Source organism: Cytobacillus sp. EB106-05-05-XG126, assembly GCF_058791715.1.
The window spans coordinates 157,331-183,616 of the sequence record NZ_JBYTDU010000003.1; the positions used below are offsets into that span (position 1 = coordinate 157,331).

Consider the following 26,286-nt stretch of genomic DNA (forward strand, 5'->3'; position numbering starts at 1 on the left):
ATCATCATTAGTTATTAAGCAGTAGGAAGGAAGTCTATGATATGGGAGAAAGAATTTTCCTTTCTTCGCCACACATGAGCGATGAAGGCTATGAAATGCAATATGTAAAGGAAGCATTCGATACAAATTGGATAGCTCCCCTTGGTAAAAATGTTGATGAGTTTGAAAGAGAACTAGCCGCTAAAGTTGGAAGCAGGGCTGCTGCAGCACTTTCGTCTGGAACTGCTGCAATCCATTTAGCATTAAGAGCAGCTGGAGTAGGCGAGGGAGATATCGTTTTTTGCCCGTCACTTACTTTCTCTGCCACTGCTAATCCGATTATTTACCAAAATGCGGAACCTGTTTTTATAGATAGTAATTATGAGACATGGAATATGTGTCCGAAGGCATTAGAAGAAGCTTTTGAGAAATACCCTGATGTTAAAGCAGTGATTGTAGTTCACCTTTATGGTCTATCTGCTGATATGGATAGAATAGTAGGACTTTGTAAGAAGCACAACGTAGTTCTGATCGAGGATGCTGCTGAGTCTTTAGGCACATATTACAAAGGGCAACACACAGGAACTTTTGGTGATTACGGAATCTTCTCTTTTAACGGTAACAAGATTATAACTACTTCCGGTGGCGGAATGCTAGTTTCAAACAATGAAGAAAAAGTTGATAAAGTAAGATTCTGGGCCACACAAAGTAGAGACCAATCAAGACATTATCAACATAGTGAACTAGGGTTTAATTATCGCATGAGTAATGTTGTTGCAGGAATTGGGAGAGGACAGCTTAAGGTTTTGGAACAAAGAGTTGAAAAGAAAAAATATATATATGAGTTTTATAAAAAAGAGCTTGGCGGGCTCGAAGGTATAGGAGTTATGCCTGAAAATGAATTCGATAATCCGAATTATTGGTTAAGCAGTATAACTTTAAATGGAAAAGTTAGGCCAATTGATATTATGGAAGCCCTAGAAAAAGAGAATATTGAATCTCGACCTGTTTGGAAGCCTATGCATATGCAACCCTATTTTGAGAAGTATGATTATGTTGGAACTAATGTGTCAGAAAGTTTGTTTGAGAATGGAGTCTGTTTACCGTCTGATACAAAGATGACAGAGTGGGATTTAGAGAGAATTGCAGATACTATTAAAGGGTTGTGGATTAAATAATGAAGAGTTTGAATTTACTTTTGAAAAGATTATTTGATGTTTTTGGCAGTTTAGTAGGTATTATAGTAATCTCCCCAATACTTTTATTTATTGCAATTTCTATTAAAATAACCTCAAAAGGACCTGTTTTCTTTAGGCAAGAGAGATTAGGAAAACATGGAAGGATATTTAAGATATTAAAGTTTAGAACAATGGTTGTTAATGCAGAAAAGATCGGAACTGGGCTGTTTGTGAAAACTGACAATGATAACAGAATTACGAAAATTGGTAAGCTACTTCGGGCAACAAGTCTAGATGAACTACCTCAACTGTTAAATGTTTTAGTTGGTGAAATGAGTTTGGTAGGACCTCGGCCACCAGTACCACATCATCCATATAAATATAATGAGTACAGTGACTTTCAAAAAATGAGATTTGATATGAAACCAGGTATGACTGGCTTAACCCAAGTTACAGTAAGAAATTCAGTTAGTTGGGACGATAGGATTCCAATTGATATAGAGTATGTTGAAAATTTTAGTATTTGGTTGGATATTAAGATTTTATATAAGACAATACTAAAAATGTTCAAAAGCGAAAGTATTTATACTCATACAAATAATCAAGACTATAAAAAATCTAGCAGTATATAAAAGAGAGGATACAAAATTATGAATGTTGCTCTTCGTAAATTTCAAGAGAAAGATGTCCCTTATAAGGTTAGTTGGATTAATGATGTAAATAATAATAAATACCTTCACTATGATTTACCTTTAAGAGAAGACAAGACATTATTGTGGTTCAAAACACTTGAAGAAAGAAAAGATAGGGTTGATTTAACTATCACTTTCGAAGGTAAACCTATTGGTTTAATTGGACTATTAAATCTTGATAATAAAAATAGAAAAGCAGAATTATACATTTGTATCGGTGAAGAAAAGTACAAAGGTAAAGGTGTCGCAGTTAAAGCAACAGAGTTATTATTCCAACTAGCTTATAAGGACTTTGGGCTTCATAAAATTTACTTATATACTGAATTTGATAATATTGCAGCTCAAAAACTTTTTGAAAAAGTTGGATTTGAAAAAGAAGGTTTATTGAAGAATGATTTGATTCATGAAGAAAAAAAAATAGACAGATATATCTATGGAATAGATCTTTTAAGGATGAATATTAGGTGACATTAAATGACTTTCAACCAACACCAATTCAAAGAATTAGTGAAAATCTAAATAACAACACTTTTTATATAAAGCGTGATGATCTCTTGCCATTTTCATTTGGAGGGAATAAAGCAAGGAAGGCTGCGTTATTCTTTAATGATATGGAAAAAGGAGCTTTTGATTGCGTAGTAACTTATGGTAGTAGTAGCTCAAATCACTGTAGAATAATAGCTAATATTGCAGCTTCAAAGGGCCTCCCATGTTATATAATTTCACCTAATGAAACTAATCAACCAACCTATAATAGTAAAATGATTGATTTGTTTGGTGCAATAGTTACAAGGTGTCTTGTTTCTGAAGTGAGCGATACGATTGAAAGAAAATTAGATGAGTTAAAATCACAAGGTTTCAAACCCTATTTTATACAGGGTGGGGGACATGGCGACATCGGAACACATGCTTACGTGATGGCTTATGAAGAAATATTGGCTTATGAAAGATCTTGTGGTATTTATTTTGATTTTATCTTCCATACATCTGGTACAGGAACCACACAAGCAGGGCTTGTATGTGCGAAGTTATTGTATGAGGATAATAGAGAAATTATCGGAATAAGTAATGCCAGAAGAAACCCATATGGTAGTAAGGTTATTCTTGATAGTGTAAATACTTATTTTAATGAATTAGGTAGAAAATCAGCAACCAGCGATTTAATTGCTTTTGTAGACGATTATGTTCTTGATGGGTATGGTTCATATAATGAAAAGATATTAAGAACCATAAAGGAAGTCTTTATAAAGGACGGCATCCCTATGGATACTACTTATACAGGAAAAGGTTATTGGGGCATGAAAGAGTATTTGATTAAGTATCGAATAAGTAATAAAAATGTTTTATTTATCCATACTGGTGGTACACCTTTGTTTTTCGATGATCTGGAGGAACTTGTAAATGAATAGCGATTTTAACATATTAATTTTAAGTTGTGGGACAAGAAATAAAATTGTGCAATACTTCAAAAAAGAATTAACTGGGAAAGGTTATGTATTTGCGGCAGATTGTAGTAACTTAGCACCTGCACTTTATGAAGCAGATAAACACTTTATTGTTCCGAAAATGGATAATGAGGAATATCTAAGTGTCATTCTTTCTATTTGCAAAGAAAACAATGTAAAAGCCGTCTTATCATTGATAGACCCGGAACTTAGTCTTCTTTCAGAAAATAAACAAGCTTTTTTAGACATTGGAACTGTACCAATAGTACCTGAATTTAATGTTGTTGAAATGTGCTTTGATAAGTATAAGATGTTTGAATTCTTAGTGCAGAATGGATATAAAACTGTAAAAAGCTATATAGATAAAGACAGATTTTATAAGGATGTTGAGGCTGGTATTATTAACTATCCAGTGTTTGTAAAACCAGTAAAAGGTAGTGCTAGTATCAATATTAGTAAGGTCACAGCAAAAGAAGAAGTTGAAATGTTATTTAGTCGGTTTGACAATTTAATGATTCAAGAATATATGGACGGAATTGAATACGGTGTCGATGTTTATATTGATCTTATTTCAGAAGAGCCAGTAGCAATCTTTGCCAAAGAAAAGATTAAGATGAGGGCAGGAGAAACAGATAAGGCAGTCTCAATTAAAGACGAAGAACTTTTTAATTTAATTTATAGTTTTGTTAAAAAAGCTGGATTTATGGGAATTATTGATGTTGATGTTTTTGAAGTAAATGGTGATTACTATATCTCTGAAGTAAACCCCCGTTTTGGTGGTGGATATCCGCATGCATATGAGTGTGGAGTAGATGTTCCTGAAATGATTATAAATAATATAAGTGGGGTTGTAAATCAAGAGGCGATAGGTTCATATGAAGAAGGTATTTATATGATGAAGTATAATGAGATCAAAATTATAGGTAGATCAGGAGTAACAAAAAATGCTTAAAAAAAGGGTATGGATTATGAATCACTATGCCACTAATAGTTTTTATAACAAAGGTGGACGGCATTACTGGTTTGCTGAAAATCTAATTAAGAAAGATTATGATCCTTTTATTTTTTGTGCTAATACACGCCATAATAGTAAAGAGGTTATAGATATTGCCTCGAGAAATTATGTAATTAAAAAGGAAGACGGTATCCCTTTTATATTTGTCAAAACTACTTTATATAAAAATAATGGAATAGAACGAATAAAAAACATGTTATCTTTTTATAAAAATCTTTTTCCTACAGCAAGGGAAATAGAAAGATTATATGGGAAACCCGATGTAATAATAGCTTCAAGTGTTCATCCACTTACTTTGGTTGCAGGAATTAAAATTGCCAAGAAGTTAGGGGTGCCATGTATATGTGAGGTAAGAGACTTATGGCCTGAAAGCTTAGTGGCCTACGGTGTATTAAAAAGAAATAGTCTTCTTGCGAAACTATTATATAGGGGAGAAAAATGGATTTATAAAAAAGCCAACTCAATTGTAATGAGTTGGGAAGGTGGAAAAGATTATATAAGAGATCAAGGTTGGGAAGATGAGATTGATCTTTCAAAAGTTAAACACATTAGTAATGGAGTTGTAATAGATACATTTGATAAAAATAGCGAAAAACACCAAATTCAGGATAGCGATTTAAACAACAAATATTATACGAATGTAGTATACGCTGGTTCTATTAGGAAAGTTAATAATCTAGGGCTATTATTAGATGCTGCAAAAATTATTCAAACTAAAGGAATAGATAATATAAGATTTTTAATCTATGGTGCTGGTGATGAAAGTGAAATTCTGAAAAGAAGGTGTGAAGAAGAAGGGATTGGTAATGTTGTTTTTAAGGGTCGAGTAGAAAAGAAGTTTGTACCTTCTATTCTTAAAAAGGCTGACATCAATATTCTTCATAACTCGAGTACTTCACTTGATAAATACGGCCAAAGTCAGAATAAGTTTTTCGAATATTTAGCTGCAGGAAAATGTATTGTACAAACCTACACAACGGGATTCAGTATTTGTGAAAAATTTAATTGTGGGATAAGTGCAACAAAACAAACTGCAGATGACATTGCAAAGTCAGTAATTTTAGCTAGTACTAATAAAGAGAAGCAACAATTAATGGGTAATAATGCTCGTCTAGCCGCCTATGAATTTGATTTTGGAAGACTGACTAATAAATTAATTGACATAATAAAGCATGTAAAAGGAGAGTAATTTTCTAATGAATTTATATAAAAAGTTAATAAATAAAGAAGACAAAATATCGGTTATTGGTCTAGGTTATGTTGGTCTTCCATTAGCGATTGAACTTGCTAAGAAATACGAGCTAATAGGATTCGATGTGAATACAAGAAAATTAGACAAGTATTTATCAGGTATTGATATAACAGATGAGGTAGGAGATGATGCTGTTAAAAATACTAGTATGTTATTTACAAATGAAGAGGTTAAACTAAGGGATTGTAAATTCCATGTAGTAGCAGTACCTACTCCTATAAATAGTGATAAAACACCTGATTTATCTCCGGTAATTGGAGCAAGCAGAACTGTTGGGAGAAATCTTACAAAGGGTTCAATTGTTGTATATGAATCTACAGTTTATCCTGGGACAACTGAAGAAGTATGCATTCCAATACTTGAAGAAGAATCAGGTTTAAAGTTTGGCATAGATTTTAAAGTTGGATACTCTCCTGAGCGGATTAATCCAGGAGATAAAATTAATACATTAACTAAAATCACGAAAGTGGTATCAGGTTCTGATGAAGTTGCTCTTGAAGTAATATCAAAAGTATATGAATCAATCATTGAAGCTGGGATTCATAAGGCGGAATCAATAAAAGTTGCAGAAGCGTCAAAGGTAATAGAAAATTCACAAAGAGATATTAATATTGCCTTTATGAATGAATTATCTATGGTTTTCAATAGGATGGGAATTGATACAAAGGCAGTTCTAGAGGCTGCAGGGACAAAGTGGAATTTTCTAAAGTTTACTCCCGGTCTAGTTGGAGGACATTGTATAGGTGTTGATCCATATTATTTTACGTACAAAGCAGAGCAACTGGGGTATCATTCTCAAATTATTTTATCGGGAAGAAAAATTAATGATGATATGGGAGTATATGTTGCGCAAAATATTATTAAAAGTTTGATTAAAGCAGAGCAACCTATTAAGGGAGCAAAAGTTGCCATTTTAGGAATTACATTTAAAGAAAACTGTTCAGATGTTAGAAACACAAAAATAATTGATATTATTAAAGAGCTAGAAGAGTTTGGAGTAGATGTTTTAGTACATGACCCAGTTGCAGATAAAGAAGATGTCTGGGAGGCTTATAGAATAAATCTAGTAGAGAAAGAAGAATTGAGGAATTTAAATTGTGTAACATTTGCTGTTAATCATAATGAGTTTAAAGAAAACTACGATTTAGATTTTTTAGATACTGTTTACGTTGATGAAAATAAGGTATTGGTTGACATTAAGGGATTGATGTCTAGAAAAGAATGTGAACCAAGAGGATATGTTTATTGGAGTTTATAGATTGTAGATTAATTTTAGGATGATGCTTAGATGAGAGTATTACACATTTGTTCCTATTATATAGGTAATAAATTATATAAAAATTTAATAAAACAACTTTCATTTGAAGGGATAAACCAGGAAGTATTTATCCCTGTAAAAAATAAGAGTTATATAGGAAATAATCAGTTGGAATCTGAGCACAATACAATAAATTATTACTATAGAAATATATTAAAAAAATATGATAAATTTCTTTTTTACAATAAAGTTAATAAGCAAACGAGAGAAATAGAGAAATCAATATTAATAAATAAGGAAATTGATTTTATTCATGCGCACACTGTATTTAGTGATGGAGGAACAGCATATAAACTGTATAAAAAGTACGGAATTAATTATTTAGTAAATGTAAGGAACACAGATATAAATACTTTTTATAAATATGGTATTCATTTAAGAAGACTTATGTATAAGATACTATTAAATGCTAAGGCAATTGTTTTTATTTCATATTCTTATAAACAAAAACTTCTATCACTTTTGCCTCATAGAATTGTTTCGAGAATTGAGAGTAAATGTTTTGTAATTCCCAATGGAGTTGAGGAATACTGGCATAAAAATGCACATGCCAAAAAAGCAAAGGGGAATACTAGGGAAGTTACATTATTATTTATGGGAGCAATTAATAAAAACAAAAACCTTCAAACTGTACTTTCTGCCAGCAGCAAACTTCAAATTCAGGGAATCCAAGTCAAGTTAAATGTTATTGGAAATGGTCCGGCTGAAACTGAATGTAGACAGTTATGTGCAAAATTAAATATGGGGAAAAGTGTAATGTTTCATGGGTATTTAAATGATAAGGAAGAAATTTCCTCAATAATGGATAATAGTGATATTTTTATAATGCCCTCATTTAAAGAAACTTTTGGATTGGTTTATATAGAAGCAATGTCTAAAGGGATGCCTGTAATTTATTCAAAAGGTCAAGGCATAGATGGATTCTTTGATGAGGGAGAAGTAGGCTTTTCTGTAAATCCTAATAATCATTGTATGATAGTAGAATCCATTAAGAAAATTTTAGCTTCATTTAATGAGATATCAAATAATTGCTATTATAGATCCAAAACATTTACCTGGGATAGCATTTCAAAGAAGTATCTAGAACTATATACGAAGTAGTTAAAATTAATAGATATTAAAATTTAATCCATTTTTAGATTTTGTTATATTTAAGTTGAAAATAACTCCTTTAAAGGATGACATTGATGTTTGTGAAAAAAATAAATCTCCAAGAAATCTTTATTTTTACAATACTATTAATGAGTATTTTTCCTATTATAAATTTGTTTGGGTTTGACACGCCAATTCTATATTTACTAGCTCCAATAGGGCTTTTTATCTCTGCATTAATAATATTGGGAATGATCACCATTCCCAATATTATTAAACCTATCTTAGTACTTTCCTTCCTTATAATAATAGAGATTTTTTTATCAACAGTTATTGGAACTTTAACAGCTTTTAATAAAATAATATTTCCAAGTGATGTTATGCAATATGTTGTGAGATTTGCTTGTATAATCACATTTATTACTTGGATTTACCATACTAAAGTAAAAATAGATAAATTAATAAAATATTTTCTAATTATATTCAATATAGCGATGTTGATTGGAATCTTGCAATGGATTCCTTGGCCTGGGCAGTCACTTTTTTTAAGTCTGTATAAATTTAGAGAAGGAGTTGAGCAGTTTGCTCAACTTAATCGGGAATTGCACTTAAGAAGAGTGCATGGAGTCGCTCAAATGGCTACAGCTAATGGTGGAATTGCAACTTTTATGTTTATATTTGCATATTCAGTTTATAGTTTTTATAAAAAATTTAAGTGGCTAACTCTATTTCTAATGGGAACTGCTATTGTAAATATATTAGCAAGTCAATCCAGAGCTGGGATAGTAGCTTTATTATTCTCATTATTCGCTTTCTACTTTGTAAAAATATATCAGCAAAGAAAAGGCTTTAAGCCTACACTAAAATTTCTTTTAGCGTTATTTTTGGTCTTGGGAGTAATATATTTTTTATATATTAATAATAATCCAATTATATTACAGCAAATATATAGATGGAATGATTTATTTGAAACTAACGGTGGAGCTCGTACAGATCAAATAAACTTTGCTTTGAACTTATTAACCGATTTTAGACAGTATATTTTTGGCATTTCTAGAGTGTTTCAGAATTATAGTGGTATAGAATTTTTTATTGAAATAGAGCCTGTGAATATTTTTGTCTTGTATGGTGCTTTAGGTTTTATACTACAGTATTCCCTGGTTATCTATTTATTATGGTACTTTATAAGAAATATACGTAAGACACATAGACCTGAGGTAGTTTGTTTGTTGGTAGCATCGTTTGTTGGATTATTGAGTTATCAGGTTTTTTCATTGGGATATTTCTTTTTCAGAGAAATAAGAATTGGATTAATACCATGGATAGTTATGGGAGTTTCGATTGGTGTATATGAAAGAAACCGCAGGCAGGAAATGAAAAATACACATTAATAGTAAGAAATCTAAAGAATAGATATAGATTTTTGCAACAGGACACAAGCAATATGACTATTTTCATAAGATATTACTTTGTGCAAAAATTGTTATTAACTCTTAATGTTTTTGAGGATCTTTTATTTAAGTAGCTGGTTAGCGTAATACCATAGACGTTATTTTCAAAGAAATTGAGTTGAAATCTTTTTAGATAGGAAAAGGAAAAATGACGATTATGCATATATTTAAAAATACAAACGAAAAATTTTCTGAGCCCTTTATCGATTTTATTAATAGTAACTTTGAAGGCTTTGAGAACAACTTTATTATTATGGGGAAAGATAACAGGATTAATAAAATTCAAAGAGATAACGTCACTTTTGTAAAAAATAAAATATCTTTAAATTTATTAATTGGGCTGTATACTGCAGATAAAATTATTCTTCATGCATTAATGTCTCCTATTTTGGTTGTATTACTTTTTATACAACCTTGGTTATTAAAAAAATGCTTCTGGGTGATCTGGGGATCCGACCTATATTACTACAAATTTAAATCAAATAAATTTAGATCTAATATTTATGAGTGGGTAAGAGGGTTTGTAATAAAAAGGATGGGAGGTTTTATAACACATATTAAAGGGGACTATGAGCTGGCAAAATCGTGGTATGGAACAAAAGGGAAATATTATTATTCATTTATTTATCCTAGTAATCTTTTTAAAGAACTTGATGTTTCTAAAGTAAACAGTATAGATAATAGCATATACATTCAGGTAGGTAATTCTGCAGACCCATCTAATAACACTGTCGAAGTCTTACAAAGCTTATATACTTACAAAGATGAAGAAATAAAAATTATATGTCCACTTTCATATGGAAATATAAATTATAAAGACAAGGTAATAAAAGAGGGGAAAAGATTATTTGGGGACAAGTTTATTCCTTTAACTGCTTTCTTACCTTTTAAAGAGTATTTAGAATTACTAAGTAAAATAGATATAGCAATTTTTAATCATCGAAGACAACAAGCTATAGGTAATATAACAACATTACTTAGCTTGAGAAAAAAGGTATACATTCGGGAAGATATCACAACATGGGGTTTCTGCAAAGACCATGGATTGAAAGTTTTTAATGCAAATGGTAATTTCGATGATATTTTCGATCCAATGTTAAAGAAAGATCAAGAATTGAACTATAAAATTTTGAAGGAACAGTTTTCAAAGGATAAGTTGATAAGAGATTGGGAAAAAATTTTTAGTGCCTAAGGTTACTACAAGAAATATATAAGGAGAATCTATTAAATGGAAAAGTTACAATGGGATTCAGATTTTTGGGGAGTTAACGTGTTTCATATTGATGAAATAGAAACATTGGACATTGAGTTGTTAGGTGATTCCCCTTTATTAATCCAAGCCCTTCCTAGTGTTAGCGATTTATCCTTTATACATGAATTAGAATTGAATAAATTTAAATTTTACGAAAATAAAGTTACATTTTTAAAAGAAAAATTCCATAAAATTGATATTATCAATTCTAATTTCAGGTCTCTTTCGTCCTCAGATTTAAGACCTTTTGAAGACAGTTTCTCTGAATTATATGGAGAAAATACTAGATATAACATATTTCCTCAAAAGAAAGTAAATGAATTTTACTATACATGGTTAGTAAATAGCACATTCGGCAAAATGGATGATGAATGTATTGGTTATTTCATTGGTGGTCAATTAGCTGGTTTTGTAACATATAGAATGAGAAATAGATGTGTAGTTATCGGTTTGCTTGGAGTGTTTCCTCGTTATAGGGGACTTGGCATTTCACAAATTTTATTAAATTATGTGGATAACATAGCAGTAAATAATTCAGCTAATGGTATCAAAGTATCCACACAAGGGACAAATTTAAGTGCGATTAATGCTTACATTAAAAATGGCTATTATGTTGCTAGCATTGATCATTGGTACTATTTTATAAAGGGAGAATTGAAATGATACCTTTTAACATGCCACCGTTTCTAGGAAAAGAAACTCATTATATTGAAGAAGCGATATTAAATAATAAAAAATTAAGTGGCGACGGCTTGTTCACTAAGCGTTGTCACGAATGGATGGAATCGAATTTTCATACACCGAAAGCTCTTTTGACTACTTCTTGCACGCATGCATTAGAAATGGCTGCTATCCTAATTAATATCCAACCAGGTGATGAAATAATTGCGCCATCATTCACTTTTGTATCCACGGTAAATGCTTTTGTACTCCGTGGGGCAAAAATTATTTTTGTTGATATTCGTCCGGATACAATGAATATTGATGAAACCTTAATCGAAGAGGCTATTACAGACAAGACAAAAGCAATTATTCCTGTTCATTATGCAGGTGTAGCCTGTGAAATGGATACAATAATGGAGGTCGCTAAGCGACATAATTTGTATGTGATTGAGGATGCCGCCCAAGGTGTAATGGCAACCTATAAAGGAAAAGCTTTAGGAACCATAAGTGACCTTGGTTGCTTTAGTTTTCATGAAACGAAAAACTACTCGATGGGTGAAGGTGGGGCACTCCTTATTCAAAACGAAAAGTTCATGGAAAGAGCAGAGATTATTCGAGAAAAAGGAACTAATAGAAGCAGGTTCATACGCGGACAAGTAGATAAATATACATGGGTAGATGTTGGAAGTTCATATCTGCCTAGTGAACTAAATGCAGCATATTTATTTGCACAGTTAGAAGGTGCTGATGAAATTAATAGTAATCGTCTTAATAGTTGGGAACTTTATTATAATGGCCTTAAGGAGCTAGCGGAGAAAGGTTATATCCACCTACCAATCATTCCAGAGAATTGTAAACATAATGCTCATATGTTTTACATTAAATGTAATGATATTAAAGAGAGATCAAATCTTATTCAGTATTTAAAAGAAAATGAAATTCAAACAGCATTTCATTATATACCTCTCCACACTGCTGAAGCTGGATTAAAGTACGGAGAGTTTGTAGGCGAGGATAAGTATACGACCACCGAAAGCGAACGTTTATTGAGGTTACCAATGTATTACGGTATTAGTAATGAGTATATCTTTAAAGTAATAGAGTTTATTAAGAAATTTTTTTGAAACCATAATAGTAGAAAATCAAGGATTTTTGCTACAAGAGTAGGGGCAGAAGCATGAAGAGAATAAATAAACTCTTAGAAAATAAATTCGTTAGAAATATAGTTATGGTGGTAAGTGGCACTGCATTTGCTCAGATACTAACGATTTTGCTGTCTCCAGTTATCACAAGAATTTATTCACCACAAGAGTATGGAACCTTGTCTGTTTATGTGTCACTTTTGACGCTTTTAAGTATTGGGGCATCTTTAGACTACCAAAAAGCCATTCCCATCGCTAAAGATGACTATTCAGCTTATAATTTAATTGCAGGAGCGTTTTTCATATTATTAAGTTTTATCACAGCTTTGTCGTTTTTACTTATGTTTTGGGGAGAACAGATTATAAGTTTATTAAATAGTAAGTCTTTAATTAACTATATGTACTTAATTCCTCTAGGTGTTATGTTTGTAGGGATTTATAATATAATTTTACATTGGTCATTGCGAGCTAAAGATTTTAAAACTGTGACAAGAACAAAAGTAACTCAGAGTATATCTGGAAACATAAGTAAAATTAGTTTGGGGTTATTAGCTTTAGGGCCATCAGGCTTGATTCTTGGTCATATAATTGGACAAAGTGGAGGAATATATCGACTTTCTTCACCTTTAATAAAGAATAGAAGAGAGTTTGTAAAAGCAATTAACTGGACAGATATAAAAACATTATCAGTTCGATATATTAACTTTCCATTGTACTCAGCCCCAAGTAACTATGTTTATACAGCAGGTAGTCAGGCACCTATTATTATCCTAACGTCATTATTTGGAACTTCTGCAGCTGGTTTATACGGTTTAGCAAATTCAATAGTGAGTTTACCTATCAGTTTATTAGCAACATCTGTTTCACAAGTTTTCTATGCTGAGGTAGCTAGTATTGGCAAAAGTAATCCTGATAAAATAAAAACCTTGTCCATAAAACTATCTAGTAAACTAGCTTTAATTGGGTTAGTACCATTATTTATATTTGTTTTATTTGGACCTTTGCTATTTAGTTTTGTTTTTGGACAAAGTTGGTACGAAGCAGGAATTTATGCTCGTATTTTAGCTTTTGTTTCTTATGTTCATTTTGTAATTTTACCTGTGGGTCGTATTCTAGAAGTTGTAGAAAAACAAAATATTGGCTTGGTGATGAATATTTTTCGATTAGTGGTAATCATACTTGCCTTTGTAATTGCGAACATGTTAAATTTCACATCAATACAAACAATTATATTGTATGCAACAATAAGTACAGTTAGCTATTTAATATTGTTTATTGTTATTCAAAAGGTATTAACCGCAGAAAAAGGATTAGTTAACAAAAATTATCAATAAGGTTTATTAAAGCAACCCATCAATTACTTTATTTTTGGTAATTTAAAATTTAATTATGATTAAACAGTTTGGTAGAAATCTATTGAATAGAAAATTCAAAAAAATGCGTCATAATAAATCTTTGAATTCCAGTGGTTAAGGTTTTGACTAATTAGGTCGGTTGTTAGGTAAATATTAAAAATATTAACCATCTTAAACTTCGTATGATAAATTTATAAGTTCGATATAAATGAAGAAGATTATCCTAGTAAGGGGGACATAATAATGAAAGGGATTATACTTGCAGGAGGATCAGGAACTCGACTTTATCCTTTAACAAAGGCTGTATCTAAACAAATCCTCCCCGTTTATGATAAACCTATGATTTACTACCCATTATCGGTTCTAATGTTAGCGGGGATAAAAGAGGTCTTAATAATTTCCACACCTAGAGACGTTGAAGTGTTTAAGGAACTGCTAGGATATGGTGATGAACTAGGTATGTCCTTTGAATATGCAATTCAGGATAATCCAAATGGTCTTGCAGAGGCATTTATTATTGGTGAGCAATTTATAGGTGATTCTCCAGTTGCACTGGTATTAGGAGATAATATTTTCTATGGTTCAAACTTTGGAAACCGCCTAGTAGATATTGCAAAGATGAAAGAAGGAGCAACAATTTTTGGTTGTTTCGTAAAAGATCCACGGGCTTACGGTGTAGTCGAGGTTGATGAAAGTTCAAAGGCAATTTCGATAGAAGAAAAGCCTGAGAAGCCAAAATCTTCTTATGCTGTTCCAGGATTATATTTCTTTGATAATAATGTTATAAATGTAGCCAAAGAAGTAAAGCCATCTGCTAGAGGGGAGAAGGAAATCACTTCTGTCATTAATTATTACCTAGAAAGAGGGATACTAAACGTTGAGCTTGCTGGTCGTGGATTAGCATGGCTAGATACAGGAACACATGAATCACTCCTTGAAGCATCGAATTTTGTTGAAGCAGTTCAAAAACGTCAAGGTCTATATATTGCTTGTATAGAGGAAATTGCTTTCCGTAAGGGGTATATTAATCATATGCAGTTAAATAAGCTAGCTAAACCTTTACACAAAACGGAATATGGTCAGTATTTAAAGGAGATTGCAGATTCTGTAACAACAAAAGAGGTGAAAATAAACTCATGAATATTTTAGTCACAGGTGGAGCGGGTTTTATTGGTTCTAACTTCGTTAAATATATGCTTAAGCATTATAATGATACTATTATAAATTTAGATTTATTGACTTATGCTGGAAACTTAAATAATTTAGCTGATATTGAAGATAATAAACACTATTATTTCGTTAAAGGTGATATAAGAGATCGTGAACTTTTAGATTGCTTATTCAAAAAGCATAACATACAAATTTTAATCAATTTTGCAGCGGAATCACACGTTGATCGTAGTATTGCTGATCCAGAGATTTTTTTAAAGACAAATATCCTTGGTACACAATCCCTGTTGGATGTCGCAAAAACACATTGGAAAGTTGATCCTGAAGATAAAAACAGTCGTAAATTTAAAGAAGGGGTTAAGTTTATTCAAGTGTCAACAGATGAAGTTTACGGAACCCTAGGGAAGGAAGGCTATTTTACTGAAGAGACGCCACTCGCACCTAATAGTCCATACTCAGCATCAAAAGCATCAGCTGATATGATTGTTCGTGCTTATCATGAAACTTATGGATTACCTATTAATATTACACGATGTTCAAACAATTATGGGCCGTATCAATTCCCTGAAAAGTTAATTCCTCTAATGATTAACAATACTTTAACAGGACAGTTACTCCCTATTTATGGTGACGGTAAACAAGTTCGAGATTGGCTGCACGTTGAAGACCATTGTCGTGGCATTGATACTGTTCTTCGAAAGGGTATAGCTGGAGAAGTATATAACATTGGTGGTAATAATGAAAAAGAGAATATAGAAATCGTTAATTTTATTCTTGAAATTTTAAATAAAAGCAAAGATTTAATTACTCACGTTGAAGATCGTCTCGGTCACGATCGTCGCTACTCAATTGACAATCGTAAGATAATGAGTGAATTAGGCTGGTCACCAACCTATACGTTTGAAGAGGGGATTAAGCAAACAATTCAATGGTACTTGGATAACAGGGAGTGGATGCTGGAAGTTATATCAGGTGACTATGACAAATATTATAAAGAAATGTATCAAAAAAAAGGAATGAAGCAGTAAAGTTTAGAAAAAACGGTGCCTGACCCCACATACGGTGAAGTGTTAAAGACTAGCTTAGCATTGCTGAGCTAGTCTTTTTGTGTAGGATATTGACGAATAATTAGATTAGGTTTATTATTTAGATATAGAACATATGTTCCTTTCGTTTTAAAGGGGGTTAATTTATGCCGAGACAGCCTCGGGTTTGGTATCCTGGTGCAATGTATCATATTGTTGCCAGAGGAAATCGCAGGGCAGCTATTTTTCATGATCATATTGATTTTCAAACATACTTGTCTATTTTGGAAGATGTCCGCAGTATGATGCCTTTTGTTTTACACTCCTATTGCCTCATGACTAACCACTTACACCTTCAGCTGGAAACTCTTCATTACCATATTCATGAAAGAAATGCACTCCCGCTATGCTGTTTATTTAAATCAGCGGTTGAGAACAGATGGGCATGTTTTTCAGGGCCGTTATGGCGCAAGGCTCATTGAGACTGATGCTTATTTTCTGGAAGTCAGCCGGTCCATCGAAATCCATTGGAGGCCAAAATGGTCATGAACCTGGAGGATTACAGGTGGAGCAGTTATTCCTCTTATATTAATCTTCTTAAGTTAAATCCTCACGTTAGCCACAGTAAAACCTTATCTTATTTCAGAGAACCGGTTGAGAATCACTATAAACTGTTTGTAGAGAAAAACGTTTAATTGATTGGGGAGGGGCGGCAATGTGTGCCAGAGTAGCTAGTATTGGTCTAAGAGGAATGGAAGGATATCTTGTCCATGTGGAAGTGAAAGCTATGATTGGAGTGGATTCCATTGTTATAGTGGGTTTTCCGGATGCATCGGTGAAGGAGTCAAAAGAGCGGGTACCCGCTGCGCTTCACTCACAAGGATATTCTCTTTCCAGCCAAAAATTCATTATTCATTTATCACCGGCAGAGCTTAAGAAAAATGGGCCGCTGTTTGATCTTGCCATGGCCATAAGTATATTGGTCAGTTTGAAAGAGCTCAAACCTATCATTCCGGAACATACCGGCTTCATCGGTTCGCTTTCCTTGGATGGCAGGGTGCAGCCTGTGGAAGGGATGCTCCCGGCTGTTTTGGCAGCCAAAAAACTGGGCTTTAAAAAGCTGTACATGCCTTTTGATGAAAGGCTACCTGCTTTGGAATTTAAAGATTTGGAGATTGTATATGTATCTTCCTTGGAAGGGTTATCCTCCACCTTAATGGGCAAGGGATAATACCATTGTTTCGAAAAGCAAAAGTAGTAGAATACCAATCACATTCTGCTGATTTTAAGAAAATAGTAGGTCATTCTTATGCAAAATATGCTTTAGAGGTAGCAGTTGCGGGTGAACACCATGTTTTTATGACCGGTCCTCCCGGCTGCGGCAAAAGTCTATTAGCAGAAACGTTTCCATCTATTATGCCTCCTTTGTCTAAAGAAGCTCAGTTAGAAATGACCAGTTTGTATCAGCTAAGCGGAAGTTTATGGGAACATACAGAAATGCCGCCCTTCCGAAATCCTCACCATTCAGCTTCAGGGGTCTCGATTGTTGGAGGAGGCCAATACCCAAGACCGGGAGAAGTTTCTCTTGCTCATCGAGGTGTGATGTTTCTCGATGAAATAGCGGAGTTCACAAAGAAAACACTTGATATGCTCCGTCAGCCCTTAGAGAGTGGCAAAGTAAGCATTAGCCGTACACAGGCAACCGTAACATATCCAGCCTCTTTTATTCTGATAGGTGCCATGAATCCTTGTCCGTGCGGTTATGCCGGCTCGAATTCCCACTACTGCACCTGTACATCCAAACAAATTATTGCCTATCAAAATAAGCTGTCAGGTCCATTAAGAGACCGATTTGATATTAATTTATCATTGCTGCCTGTCCATTTAAAATCTGTACAAACCGGAAGTGAAGAATCATCTTCAACTATAAGAAAGAGAGTTGAGGAAGCAAGGAAAAGGCAGTACAAGCGATATGGAAGAGAAATCTGCAATAGCGGAGTCTCCTATGACACCCTACTGAAAACAAGTCCTTTAACACCAGATCAATATCGTACACTGCAACAGTTCTCCAATAAGAGAAACTGGAGCAACCGCACCCAAATTAAAGTAATTCGTCTCGCTCGTACTATATCCGATTTGGAAGGAAGTATGCGCATTACAGATCGAAGTATATGGGAGGCAGTGAAGCTGAACAGGTTGGCGGAGAGGAAAGCTGGTACTGGGATAAAAGCTAATAGCCGTTAACAGAATCCAGTTTCATAGCATGATTAAGACATACTGTTAGAGGAAGCAAGGTCTATTTTCTTCGCTTCCTCTGTGTATTTAATACATATCCTCTAAGCTTATTTTTCTATTAAACCTCCTCCTGAATCCCTTCTAAAATTGCTTGAATAAATTTCTCCCCCTCTGAAACAAGTTGAAACTGCTCAAATAATTGCCAATCATATAAAGTTCCCCGCATACAGCGCGTGATTAACATGGTTAATTCACTGGGAGACCGTTCTGCTTTTATCTCCCCAGCAACCTGTCCTTCCTCCACTAATTTGTAAACAATCTTATAGAGCTGTCTTTCCATATTCGAGAAGTAATCAGACTTATTAGGGATTAAAGCACTGACATAAACGGTTCTGAGCAGGTCTTTCCCTAAGCTATCTCTCAAGTAAACCATTTGCGATTTAACCAGCAGCGAAATTTTCTCATATGATTTCATTTCAATTGGCAGTGTTACCATAAAGTCAGCATAAAACTCATCGATTTCTTTGAACTTTTCAAGGAAAATATCATATTTAGAATTGAAATGGACATAGAAAGCACCTTTAGATGTTCCGCTTTTTGCAGCTATTTCATCCACAGTGACATGGTCAAACCCCTTCTCACCGAATAATGCCAAGGCGGTATCAAGGATTTTTTTCTTTGTTTCCTGGGCTTTTAATTGTCTTTGCGTTAATCCTGGCATCTGGATTCTCCTTTTATATTACTTAGTTAATTATATCTGAATTAAATTAATTTTCTAAAAATTAATTGACTCACCTATCACAATTAAACTAAAATGAATTTCAAAGACTACAGTCAAAAACCATAGTCTTTGAAATTCATTTTAAACTTGGCTGAGAAAAATGTAAACGCTTTAATTATGAAACCAAAGGAGGCATACGGTTTGGACATTGTCGGTCATAAGACCTTGCGTGAATTGTTAAGCGAAAAAGTCGAAATGTACCCAGATAAGACGTTTATCCTCTTCGAAGATCTTAAACAACAAGTGCATGAATTAACCTATCGCCAGTTTGCAGATGGAGTAAATCGGTTAAGTCAGTCCTTTCTCAAGCTTGGGGTAACAAAAGGAAAGCGTGTTACCCTGCACCTGCCTAACACCCTTGAATTTATGACCTCGTGGTTTGCGCTTGCGAATATTGGTGCAATCATGGTTCCAACCAATATCTTATCCACATCGGATGAAATGGAATATGTGATCAATCATTCTGAATCCGTATTATTGATTACGGAAGAAGAGTACCTGGAGAAATTCACTAAAATCCGTGACAGGCTCCCTAACCTTCAGGAAATTCTCCTTGCCAGATCTGAAGGAGAGGGATACAGGAAGCATAGTTTAGAGTATTTGATGGAAGGTGCAGAAGCTTTAGTCCCTAATGTTCCTTTAAATGCAGGGGATGTAGCCGCTATGCTTTATACTTCCGGCACAACCTCCAAGCCAAAGGGCGTTCAGGTGACCCATGCGAACTATCTGTTTGCAGGGGAAGTTATGTCTAAGTCCATCCGTCTAACTCCTGAGGACAGACATTTAATCGTTCTGCCGCTGTTCCATGGAAATGCTCAGTATTACTCTGCAATGTCAGCTTTAACCGTTGGGGCGAGTATGGCCATTACAGAAAAGTTCAGTGCATCCCGCTACTTCAAACAGGCAATCAATCTCGGTGCAACAGTAGGATCCCTATTTGCAGCACCGATTAGGATGATCCTGGCGCAGACATACGATCCTGCTGATGGCAAGAATTCGATGAGGGTCATCTGGTATGCCCAAAGTGTGGCAGAGGATCAGGTGGAAAGATTCGAGAACCAATATAATGTTCCGCTGCTACAAATGTATGGAATGACAGAAACGATCGGTGTTCCATTAATGAACCCCATTGATGGTGTCCGGAAAAATAGGAGTATTGGCAAGCCGACTCTTGGCTATGAAGTAAAAATAACGGATGAGGATGGGAATGAAGTTCCTGAAGGGCAGGTTGGCCAAATTACAGTTAAAGGAGTACCCGGCCGGACTTTAATGAAAGATTACTTTAAAAATCCTATAGCAACGGCGGAAGCATTAAGAGATGGCTGGCTTTATACAGGAGACAATGCAAGGCTGGGAGAAGACGGGTATTTTTATTTTGTCGATCGCATTAAGGATATGATCAAGCGCGCTGGGGAAAATGTAGCAGCCAATGAGGTGGAAAGTGTTCTGGCTGATCATCCGGCTGTCTATGAATCTGCTGTTATCGGGGTGCCGGACGACATCCGCGATGAGGCCATTATTGCGTATATCATTACAAAGGCTGGCTTTGAAGTAACGAGTGACGAATTACTTTCCTACTGCCGTGATCGGCTTGCGAAATTCAAAGTTCCAGATTCCATTCATTTTGTTGAAGACTTTCCACGTACCTCTGTAGGTAAAATACAAAAGCATATCATCAGAAAACAGCATTTACAGCAATTGAATCATACACCATAAAAAAATTTTAGGATCATAATAGATACTTTAAAAAGGAGTAGGTTCTATGAAAAAAAGCCGCATATTGATGGCAAGTCTTGTTGGTTCAATCATTGAATGGTATGACTTTTATCTATACGGGACGGCAACAGGTCTAGTGTTTTCATCTCTATTTTTTCCTAATCATGATCCTGCCATTTCACTGCTGATTGCGTTTGCGACATTTGGAGCTGGTTATGCAGCAAGGCCAATCGGAAGTATCATTTTTGGCCACATGGGTGACAAAATTGGACGGAAGGCCGCCTTAATGCTTACTCTGATTGGGATGGGAGGAAGCTCTTTTCTTATCGGACTTCTGCCTACATATGCACAAATTGGGATTGTCGCACCAATTCTATTGGTTCTGCTCCGTCTAATCCAGGGCATTGCCCTTGGCGGTGAATGGGGAGGAGCTGTGTTGCTGGCCACTGAATATGCTCCAAAAGGAGTACGCGGACTCTACGGGTCCATTCCTCAATTAGGTGTTCCATTAGGGCTCGTGGCTGGATCCTTCAGTTTAACCTTAATCAGCTCCTTAACGACTGATGCTCAGTTTCTGGCATGGGGCTGGAGAATACCGTTTCTTATGAGTATTGTGCTAATTGCCCTGGCATTATGGATCCGAAATGGAATCGATGAAACACCAGCCTTTCAGCAGCAAAAGGAAAGCGGCGATCTTGCCAAAGTCCCATTCTTTGAGACGTTCCGTTCCAATTGGAAAACAGTCCTTCAGGTCATTGGCCTAAAGCTTGGCGATGGATTCTTTAATGTATTTCTCATGTCCTTCGTTCTTGTATTCTCGACTATGTATTTAGGGTATTCCAGGGATACAGCTCTAACTGCTTTGACCATTGGCTGTGCGACGATGATTATTACCATTCCTGTGGTGGGTTACCTATCTGATTTCATTGGTAGGAAAACAATCTACACAGCTGGGTTAATTCTTATGTTTTTATTAGCGATCCCTTATTTCACCATGGTCGGTGAAAGTCCGGCATGGCTTTACTTCTTCCAGGCCGCCATGTTGGGTGTCATCTGGGCCGCTATTTTTTCCACTCAAGGAACATTATTCTCAGAACTATTCCCTGCCAAAGTCCGTTACACTGGGTTGTCGGTCGGCTATCAGATTGCAGCTGCCATTGTCGGCTTCGGGCCAATGGTTTGGACAACTATGGCAGAAACGTATGGCCCATCCCCATGGGTTTTTGGAGGATTCATGATGGCAGGTGTGACGATTTCTCTTATTTTGATTTTATTTACAAATGATACAAGAAAGGTCTCCAGTTACCAGGATATTGATGAAAACGCGCGGGCGGATAAATCTATCTCAATTTAGAGAGTAATAGTCTCGTTCGCAGTGAAGAATTTTAAAAGCTAGCTTGGCGCTGCTGAGCTAGTTTTTTAAGTACTTAATTTATTTTTTTGAAATTTGAAGAAGTAAGAATAAGCAGCTGCGCAAAGATATTAAAAAGAGAGCTAAAGCAACCGAATGGGAGTGCTGTGTAATGACTAAGGTGAAAGTGGCTGGAGCAGGAATTACAAAGTTCGGAAAACACGAAAACGTTTCCTTAAAAACCCTACTTATGGACGCTTGTCTTGACGCGATCAAAGAAGCAGGTTTTCCTAAATTAGATGCTGTTTATATTGGGAATTTCATGGCGGGCTCCCTGGTCAATCAGGAAATATTAGGAGCTATTGTGGCTAATGATCTGGGGCTGGGTCCCATTCCAACTGTAAAAGTAGAGGGAGCATGCGCGTCGGGCGGAATTGCTTTTCGTCAAGCTTACCTGATGATCCAAAGCGGAGAATATAAGAATGTCCTTATTGCTGGTGTTGAAAAGATGAAAGACTCTGCAACGGAAGTAACAACAAAAGCGATTAATGCCGCAATGGACAATGATTCAAATGAAAAGCACGCGGGCCTGACTTTTCCCGGATTTTTTGGGACGCTCGCCAACCGTTATTTTTATGAAACGGGGGCAATGAAAGAGCATCTTGCAATGGTTGCCCTAAAAAATCGGCAATATGCCATGAATAATCCAGTCGCCCAGTTCCGAAAAGCAACGAGCTTAGAGGAAATTATGGGAGCTAAAATGATTACTGAACCATTAGGGTTATTCGACTGCTCTCCAACAACAGACGGCGCTGCAGCAATTGTTCTTTCCAGAGGGGAGAATGGAGTCATTGTCCGGGCATCAGCACAGGCTTCGGGAACCACGCAAATGCAGGAGATGGAGGATCTGCTGAGTCTGCCTGCCATCAGAGAATCTGCGAACCGTGCCTATGAGAAGGCGGGACTGGGGCCAAATGATATTGATGTTGTTGAGCTGCATGATTGCTTTTCGATGACAGAGGTGATTGCAATTGAAGAATTAGGCTTTTTTGAAAAGAGAACAGGCTGGGAGGCAATTCAAAAGGGCCTAACAAAACACGGAGGGAAAGTGCCTGTTAATACAAGTGGCGGCCTTCTTTCAAAAGGGCATCCAATTGGTGCTACTGGACTTGCGCAAATTTATCAGATAGTGGCCCAGCTACGGGGTGCCAGCTGCAATCAAGTGGATAATGCGAGGATTGGTCTGGCTCAAAATTTAGGTGGAACAGGTGCATATTCAACGGTTCACCTATTTGAAAGGGTGAATCTTTGATGACAAATGTAAAGGTTTTTGAGTGTGCTGAATGCAAAAAAAAATATATACAGCGCAAGTGGATATGTTCTGTCTGTAAGCATACTGAATTTCATGAAAAAGAAATAAACGGAGAGGGAAACGTATACTCTCATACGAGAATCTGTATCTCCTCTTCTGAATTCGCCCATTTAACCCCGTACACGGTTGCGTTAATCGACCTTGAAGGGGGTGTAAGAGTAACGGCAATGGTGACTGAAGAAGTAGAGATTCAGGACAAAGTAAAATGTATCAGTAACCAAGGTAACACTTATGTTTTTTCGAAAATCAATTAGTTAAGGCTGGAAAGGGGAAAAAAGCGTGCCTGACCCCGGGTACGGTGAAGTAGTAAAAGTTTGAGATTTTTTCATAAAAAAAACACCTTGCTTATATACAGCAAGGTTTTTCGTTTTACTTACTTTCTCCCTTTTAGACTCATAAATTGGATGGTAGTGACCCATTCCAGTGAATACTTATTTGTTTTTGAACTCTACTTTTAACTTATTCCAGTATATTCAAGATTATCATATATTACATGGTAACGCTGGTAGTTTCTTTCTCTTCTTTCTTAACAGCTATTTGCCCACTATGTTGAGATCCTAAGATCACCCCAGAACCAATGAAGAGAAACCCTATAATTTGTAAAGCTAAGATAGGCTCATCTAATACCAATAATGATGTAATGGCTGCAACTAGGGGAATTCCGTTCATAAAAATGGCGCATTGACCGGGACCAAGGATGCTAATTCCTCGATTCCACAGCATATTTCCTATCCCTGTAGGAAATACACCGACATAGATCAGCATTACCCAGAGTAATAAACTCGTAGGCAGCTCACTCCAACCTTTCATCGTTTGTTCCCAGATCACCATGGGGAAGTAACAGATTGAAGAAAGTGAGTAGGCGTACAAACTGATGATTGCCGGTGGAAACTTTATGTCAGTTGCTTTTTTTATAAATATGAAGCTAACACTAAAAGTTAATAAGGCTCCAACGATATACAAATCACCAATGTTAAAAGATAAATTAATTAAGTTTGTGATTTCCCCTTCCAATACTACTAGCGAAACGCCAAAAAAGCCAAGACTAATACCAAGCATTTGCTTCCTGTGTAAAGGTACACTAAAGACCAAATACGAAATCAAGGCAGTTGCTAAAGGTGTTAATCCCATGATGAGTGAGGCATTAGTGGCTAACGTATATTTTAGTCCAAATTGAAAGAAAGCATTGTTAATAACAACACCAATAACAGAGGCACCTAAAACATAACCCCACACCTTCTTATTTTTTGGCATAATAAAAAGGAATTTTCGAACAACCCAAATCAACGCAATAGCGGCAAAAAGGTTCCGAAAGAATAATAAGGTCCAAAAAGGGAAACTTTCAAGCAATATTTTTGTAATGACGAAATTGCTTCCCCACATTACAATTACGAGTAACAAAATCCACTTTATGCGTGTTTGGTTCAAATTTTCATCTTCTTTCGTTAGTCTATTTACACCAATTTCACCCAAAACCAATCCTTTTTAGGTATTCTCAAGAATTATTAAATTTGTCCTGATAATTACTAAACATGACGTCATTATACTAACCAATCATATTCTTTTAATTAAGGAATATTGATGTTCTTCTAAGATGATATTTTTAAAACCTTAAAGACGTTTACATTAGCTGTGCCATCTTTATTGTATAGAAGATGGTCCATTTACGAAGTATAGCGTAAAGCGCTCAATTATTTTGTATAATCCTGATGACCCGAACTTCATTAAAAAAGATCCCGCCAGTGCGATTGCTCGCAAAAAAATTTGATCTTTTAGATAGGTTAATTATAACCAAAATTCGTTAAATGAATATGTCATAGATAATACAAAAATATATCAAACCAAATTCCAGTTGAAAGTGGCCTTAAGATGGTTTTTTGAATAATCTCTGCTCAGTTAGGAAGAAAATTATATTTTTCATATAACTATCTGGGCTCCAAGGAATTAAACTTGAACTTGATCAGTCTATTTTAATAGAATTAATTGTTTTACTAAAACTCCTAAAATAACGACATTCCATGCATGTTATTTCCCGAAAACTAAATGAAAATATCGAAACGTGTAAAACTCAGTATTCTCCAAAGTGTAGGAGCCTAATTTCCTAACCCTTACCCGATACTCAAATGATGCTATGTCGTAAAGATGCTCCATTAGACTTTACAGGATTCGGGAACTTTCGCACGCCACATTTGATATAAAAAACAAAAAGGGAAATGGGAGTGGGAGAGTTGCATTTCGAATTGTTACTGGAAGCTGTATTAGGCCACTGGGAAATTATCCATGAACTAGAATGCACGATTTGCGGATTTTATGAAACGTACTATCGGGATCCTGTTACCAGACAATCGATCGGACGGGCGTGTACTACCTGCAATTTTGTACAGAAGTTTGAATTGAGCCTCTCAGAGGAAAGAGTGAGTTAGGTAAATAGGTGAGGTAAATAGTTGACCTAACATAAAAGGAAGCTTTCTATAAATTAAAAAAGGAGATTCGCTTGGTGCGATTCTCCCTTTTTGGTTTACTTTACACTATAAATTCATGATAATGGATAGGCCGCTTATAGCTAATATTATTAATGAACCAAAAAGCAGACCAAGTTTTATTAAAGTCCTTTTTGTATCAGTAAACAAGCCATATATAGATTTAAAGGCAAACTTAATCAACCCTCTGCTTGGTTCTATATCTTCTGCTGAATCCAGATTTGAGATAAAGACACCGGTAATAACTATCCCTGAAATAATTGCAAAAAACTCAGCCATTTAATTATCTCCTATTAGTTCTTTTAGCCTATTATAAATGGAT

26 protein-coding genes are annotated in these 26,286 nt (G+C 35.1%); 23 read left to right on the forward strand and 3 right to left on the reverse strand.

All coding sequences use genetic code 11. The annotated features are described in order from the left end of the window. The first annotated feature begins 41 nt into the window (after positions 1 to 41). From AC3WTL_RS13830 to AC3WTL_RS13915, 18 genes are all read left to right on the forward strand, one after another. Positions 42 to 1,157, forward strand: coding sequence for a DegT/DnrJ/EryC1/StrS family aminotransferase (locus AC3WTL_RS13830; RefSeq protein ID WP_492369566.1), 1,116 nt, complete (start codon positions 42 to 44; stop codon positions 1,155 to 1,157). Beyond that, positions 1,157 to 1,789, forward strand: a complete 633-nt coding sequence (locus AC3WTL_RS13835; protein WP_492369567.1) for a sugar transferase — start codon at positions 1,157 to 1,159, stop codon at positions 1,787 to 1,789. Before AC3WTL_RS13830 ends, AC3WTL_RS13835 begins: the two co-directional genes overlap by 1 nt. Before the next feature lie 18 nt (positions 1,790 to 1,807). Further along, on the forward strand, positions 1,808 to 2,317 hold the full coding sequence (locus tag AC3WTL_RS13840) for a GNAT family N-acetyltransferase (RefSeq protein ID WP_492369568.1): 510 nt from the start codon (positions 1,808 to 1,810) through the stop codon (positions 2,315 to 2,317). Next, positions 2,314 to 3,258, forward strand: coding sequence for a 1-aminocyclopropane-1-carboxylate deaminase/D-cysteine desulfhydrase (locus AC3WTL_RS13845; RefSeq protein ID WP_492369569.1), 945 nt, complete (start codon positions 2,314 to 2,316; stop codon positions 3,256 to 3,258). The genes AC3WTL_RS13840 and AC3WTL_RS13845 overlap by 4 nt, the downstream gene beginning before the upstream one ends. Continuing rightward, positions 3,251 to 4,246 (forward strand): ATP-grasp domain-containing protein, encoded by a 996-nt coding sequence (locus tag AC3WTL_RS13850; RefSeq protein ID WP_492369570.1) that lies wholly within the window; start codon positions 3,251 to 3,253, stop codon positions 4,244 to 4,246. The genes AC3WTL_RS13845 and AC3WTL_RS13850 overlap by 8 nt, the downstream gene beginning before the upstream one ends. Then, positions 4,239 to 5,498 carry a glycosyltransferase family 4 protein gene (locus AC3WTL_RS13855; RefSeq protein ID WP_492369571.1) on the forward strand — a complete coding sequence of 420 codons (1,260 nt, stop codon included), beginning with the start codon at positions 4,239 to 4,241 and terminating at the stop codon, positions 5,496 to 5,498. Before AC3WTL_RS13850 ends, AC3WTL_RS13855 begins: the two co-directional genes overlap by 8 nt. 7 nt (positions 5,499 to 5,505) lie before the next feature. Next, a complete protein-coding gene (locus AC3WTL_RS13860; RefSeq protein WP_492369572.1) occupies positions 5,506 to 6,819 on the forward strand; it encodes a nucleotide sugar dehydrogenase in 1,314 nt (437 codons plus the stop codon). Between the two features lie 30 nt (positions 6,820 to 6,849). After that, positions 6,850 to 7,980 (forward strand): glycosyltransferase family 4 protein, encoded by a 1,131-nt coding sequence (locus tag AC3WTL_RS13865; RefSeq protein ID WP_492369573.1) that lies wholly within the window; start codon positions 6,850 to 6,852, stop codon positions 7,978 to 7,980. Between the two features lie 86 nt (positions 7,981 to 8,066). Then, positions 8,067 to 9,362 carry an O-antigen ligase family protein gene (locus AC3WTL_RS13870; protein WP_492369574.1) on the forward strand — a complete coding sequence of 432 codons (1,296 nt, stop codon included), beginning with the start codon at positions 8,067 to 8,069 and terminating at the stop codon, positions 9,360 to 9,362. Positions 9,363 to 9,570: 208 nt separating this feature from the next. Further along, positions 9,571 to 10,614, forward strand: a complete 1,044-nt coding sequence (locus AC3WTL_RS13875; protein WP_492369575.1) for a TDP-N-acetylfucosamine:lipid II N-acetylfucosaminyltransferase family protein — start codon at positions 9,571 to 9,573, stop codon at positions 10,612 to 10,614. A gap of 36 nt (positions 10,615 to 10,650) precedes the next feature. After that, on the forward strand, positions 10,651 to 11,337 hold the full coding sequence (locus tag AC3WTL_RS13880; RefSeq protein ID WP_492369576.1) for a GNAT family N-acetyltransferase: 687 nt from the start codon (positions 10,651 to 10,653) through the stop codon (positions 11,335 to 11,337). Then, positions 11,334 to 12,461, forward strand: a complete 1,128-nt coding sequence (gene rffA, locus AC3WTL_RS13885) for a dTDP-4-amino-4,6-dideoxygalactose transaminase (RefSeq protein WP_492369577.1) — start codon at positions 11,334 to 11,336, stop codon at positions 12,459 to 12,461. Before AC3WTL_RS13880 ends, rffA begins: the two co-directional genes overlap by 4 nt. Before the next feature lie 53 nt (positions 12,462 to 12,514). Then, positions 12,515 to 13,813 carry an oligosaccharide flippase family protein gene (locus AC3WTL_RS13890; protein WP_492369578.1) on the forward strand — a complete coding sequence of 433 codons (1,299 nt, stop codon included), beginning with the start codon at positions 12,515 to 12,517 and terminating at the stop codon, positions 13,811 to 13,813. 264 nt (positions 13,814 to 14,077) lie between these two features. Next, positions 14,078 to 14,974, forward strand: a complete 897-nt coding sequence (rfbA, locus tag AC3WTL_RS13895; RefSeq protein WP_492369579.1) for a glucose-1-phosphate thymidylyltransferase RfbA — start codon at positions 14,078 to 14,080, stop codon at positions 14,972 to 14,974. Continuing rightward, positions 14,971 to 16,032 carry a dTDP-glucose 4,6-dehydratase gene (gene rfbB, locus AC3WTL_RS13900; protein ID WP_492369580.1) on the forward strand — a complete coding sequence of 354 codons (1,062 nt, stop codon included), beginning with the start codon at positions 14,971 to 14,973 and terminating at the stop codon, positions 16,030 to 16,032. The genes rfbA and rfbB overlap by 4 nt, the downstream gene beginning before the upstream one ends. 164 nt (positions 16,033 to 16,196) lie before the next feature. Next, positions 16,197 to 16,511, forward strand: a complete 315-nt coding sequence (locus AC3WTL_RS13905) for a transposase (RefSeq protein WP_492369581.1) — start codon at positions 16,197 to 16,199, stop codon at positions 16,509 to 16,511. A gap of 233 nt (positions 16,512 to 16,744) precedes the next feature. Then, positions 16,745 to 17,260, forward strand: a complete 516-nt coding sequence (locus tag AC3WTL_RS13910) for a magnesium chelatase domain-containing protein (RefSeq protein ID WP_492369582.1) — start codon at positions 16,745 to 16,747, stop codon at positions 17,258 to 17,260. 5 nt (positions 17,261 to 17,265) lie between these two features. Further along, positions 17,266 to 18,273, forward strand: coding sequence for a YifB family Mg chelatase-like AAA ATPase (locus tag AC3WTL_RS13915; RefSeq protein ID WP_492369583.1), 1,008 nt, complete (start codon positions 17,266 to 17,268; stop codon positions 18,271 to 18,273). Between the two features lie 109 nt (positions 18,274 to 18,382). Here AC3WTL_RS13915 and AC3WTL_RS13920 read toward each other — a convergent pair whose 3' ends face one another. Then, entirely contained in the window at positions 18,383 to 18,985 is a 603-nt protein-coding gene (locus AC3WTL_RS13920) for a TetR/AcrR family transcriptional regulator (RefSeq protein ID WP_492369584.1), read from the reverse strand. Positions 18,986 to 19,186: 201 nt separating this feature from the next. Between AC3WTL_RS13920 and AC3WTL_RS13925 the strand changes: the two genes are divergently transcribed. The 4 genes from AC3WTL_RS13925 to AC3WTL_RS13940 all read left to right on the forward strand — a co-directional run bounded on the left by AC3WTL_RS13925 (position 19,187) and on the right by AC3WTL_RS13940 (position 23,738). Beyond that, complete coding sequence (locus AC3WTL_RS13925) at positions 19,187 to 20,761, forward strand: AMP-binding protein (RefSeq protein ID WP_492369585.1); 1,575 nt, start codon at positions 19,187 to 19,189, stop codon at positions 20,759 to 20,761. 46 nt (positions 20,762 to 20,807) lie between these two features. Then, on the forward strand, positions 20,808 to 22,115 hold the full coding sequence (locus AC3WTL_RS13930) for an MFS transporter (RefSeq protein WP_492369586.1): 1,308 nt from the start codon (positions 20,808 to 20,810) through the stop codon (positions 22,113 to 22,115). A 169-nt stretch (positions 22,116 to 22,284) separates the two neighbouring features. Continuing rightward, positions 22,285 to 23,424: a thiolase C-terminal domain-containing protein gene (locus AC3WTL_RS13935; RefSeq protein WP_492369587.1), complete on the forward strand. Its 1,140-nt coding sequence runs from the start codon at positions 22,285 to 22,287 to the stop codon at positions 23,422 to 23,424. Next, positions 23,424 to 23,738 carry a Zn-ribbon domain-containing OB-fold protein gene (locus tag AC3WTL_RS13940; RefSeq protein ID WP_492369588.1) on the forward strand — a complete coding sequence of 105 codons (315 nt, stop codon included), beginning with the start codon at positions 23,424 to 23,426 and terminating at the stop codon, positions 23,736 to 23,738. The genes AC3WTL_RS13935 and AC3WTL_RS13940 overlap by 1 nt, the downstream gene beginning before the upstream one ends. A gap of 235 nt (positions 23,739 to 23,973) precedes the next feature. On the opposite strand, the gene AC3WTL_RS13945 is transcribed toward AC3WTL_RS13940, so the two are convergent. Next, positions 23,974 to 24,957, reverse strand: coding sequence for a DMT family transporter (locus tag AC3WTL_RS13945; protein WP_492369589.1), 984 nt, complete (start codon positions 24,955 to 24,957; stop codon positions 23,974 to 23,976). Between the two features lie 755 nt (positions 24,958 to 25,712). Between AC3WTL_RS13945 and AC3WTL_RS13950 the strand changes: the two genes are divergently transcribed. After that, positions 25,713 to 25,907: an acyltransferase gene (locus tag AC3WTL_RS13950; RefSeq protein ID WP_492369590.1), complete on the forward strand. Its 195-nt coding sequence runs from the start codon at positions 25,713 to 25,715 to the stop codon at positions 25,905 to 25,907. A 105-nt stretch (positions 25,908 to 26,012) separates the two neighbouring features. On the opposite strand, the gene AC3WTL_RS13955 is transcribed toward AC3WTL_RS13950, so the two are convergent. Continuing rightward, positions 26,013 to 26,243: a hypothetical protein gene (locus AC3WTL_RS13955; RefSeq protein ID WP_492369591.1), complete on the reverse strand. Its 231-nt coding sequence runs from the start codon at positions 26,241 to 26,243 to the stop codon at positions 26,013 to 26,015. Between the last annotated feature and the right edge of the window lie 43 nt (positions 26,244 to 26,286).

What these genes read in the sequence shown, in the direction of transcription:
- AC3WTL_RS13830 (WP_492369566.1), top strand. Translation starts at nt 42, where the DNA reads ATGGGAGAAAGAATTTTCCTTTCTTCGCCACACATGAGCGATGAAGGC.
- AC3WTL_RS13940 (WP_492369588.1), top strand. Translation starts at nt 23,424, where the DNA reads ATGACAAATGTAAAGGTTTTTGAGTGTGCTGAATGCAAAAAAAAATAT.
- rfbA (WP_492369579.1), top strand. Translation starts at nt 14,078, where the DNA reads ATGAAAGGGATTATACTTGCAGGAGGATCAGGAACTCGACTTTATCCT.
- AC3WTL_RS13865 (WP_492369573.1), top strand. Translation starts at nt 6,850, where the DNA reads ATGAGAGTATTACACATTTGTTCCTATTATATAGGTAATAAATTATAT.
- rffA (WP_492369577.1), top strand. Translation starts at nt 11,334, where the DNA reads ATGATACCTTTTAACATGCCACCGTTTCTAGGAAAAGAAACTCATTAT.
- AC3WTL_RS13840 (WP_492369568.1), top strand. Translation starts at nt 1,808, where the DNA reads ATGAATGTTGCTCTTCGTAAATTTCAAGAGAAAGATGTCCCTTATAAG.
- AC3WTL_RS13875 (WP_492369575.1), top strand. Translation starts at nt 9,571, where the DNA reads ATGACGATTATGCATATATTTAAAAATACAAACGAAAAATTTTCTGAG.
- AC3WTL_RS13835 (WP_492369567.1), top strand. Translation starts at nt 1,157, where the DNA reads ATGAAGAGTTTGAATTTACTTTTGAAAAGATTATTTGATGTTTTTGGC.
- AC3WTL_RS13935 (WP_492369587.1), top strand. Translation starts at nt 22,285, where the DNA reads ATGACTAAGGTGAAAGTGGCTGGAGCAGGAATTACAAAGTTCGGAAAA.
- rfbB (WP_492369580.1), top strand. Translation starts at nt 14,971, where the DNA reads ATGAATATTTTAGTCACAGGTGGAGCGGGTTTTATTGGTTCTAACTTC.
- AC3WTL_RS13855 (WP_492369571.1), top strand. Translation starts at nt 4,239, where the DNA reads ATGCTTAAAAAAAGGGTATGGATTATGAATCACTATGCCACTAATAGT.
- AC3WTL_RS13880 (WP_492369576.1), top strand. Translation starts at nt 10,651, where the DNA reads ATGGAAAAGTTACAATGGGATTCAGATTTTTGGGGAGTTAACGTGTTT.
- AC3WTL_RS13890 (WP_492369578.1), top strand. Translation starts at nt 12,515, where the DNA reads ATGAAGAGAATAAATAAACTCTTAGAAAATAAATTCGTTAGAAATATA.
- AC3WTL_RS13930 (WP_492369586.1), top strand. Translation starts at nt 20,808, where the DNA reads ATGAAAAAAAGCCGCATATTGATGGCAAGTCTTGTTGGTTCAATCATT.
- AC3WTL_RS13920 (WP_492369584.1), bottom strand. Translation starts at nt 18,985, where the DNA reads ATGCCAGGATTAACGCAAAGACAATTAAAAGCCCAGGAAACAAAGAAA.
- AC3WTL_RS13850 (WP_492369570.1), top strand. Translation starts at nt 3,251, where the DNA reads ATGAATAGCGATTTTAACATATTAATTTTAAGTTGTGGGACAAGAAAT.
- AC3WTL_RS13870 (WP_492369574.1), top strand. Translation starts at nt 8,067, where the DNA reads ATGTTTGTGAAAAAAATAAATCTCCAAGAAATCTTTATTTTTACAATA.
- AC3WTL_RS13905 (WP_492369581.1), top strand. Translation starts at nt 16,197, where the DNA reads ATGCCGAGACAGCCTCGGGTTTGGTATCCTGGTGCAATGTATCATATT.
- AC3WTL_RS13860 (WP_492369572.1), top strand. Translation starts at nt 5,506, where the DNA reads ATGAATTTATATAAAAAGTTAATAAATAAAGAAGACAAAATATCGGTT.
- AC3WTL_RS13955 (WP_492369591.1), bottom strand. Translation starts at nt 26,243, where the DNA reads ATGGCTGAGTTTTTTGCAATTATTTCAGGGATAGTTATTACCGGTGTC.
- AC3WTL_RS13910 (WP_492369582.1), top strand. Translation starts at nt 16,745, where the DNA reads ATGTGTGCCAGAGTAGCTAGTATTGGTCTAAGAGGAATGGAAGGATAT.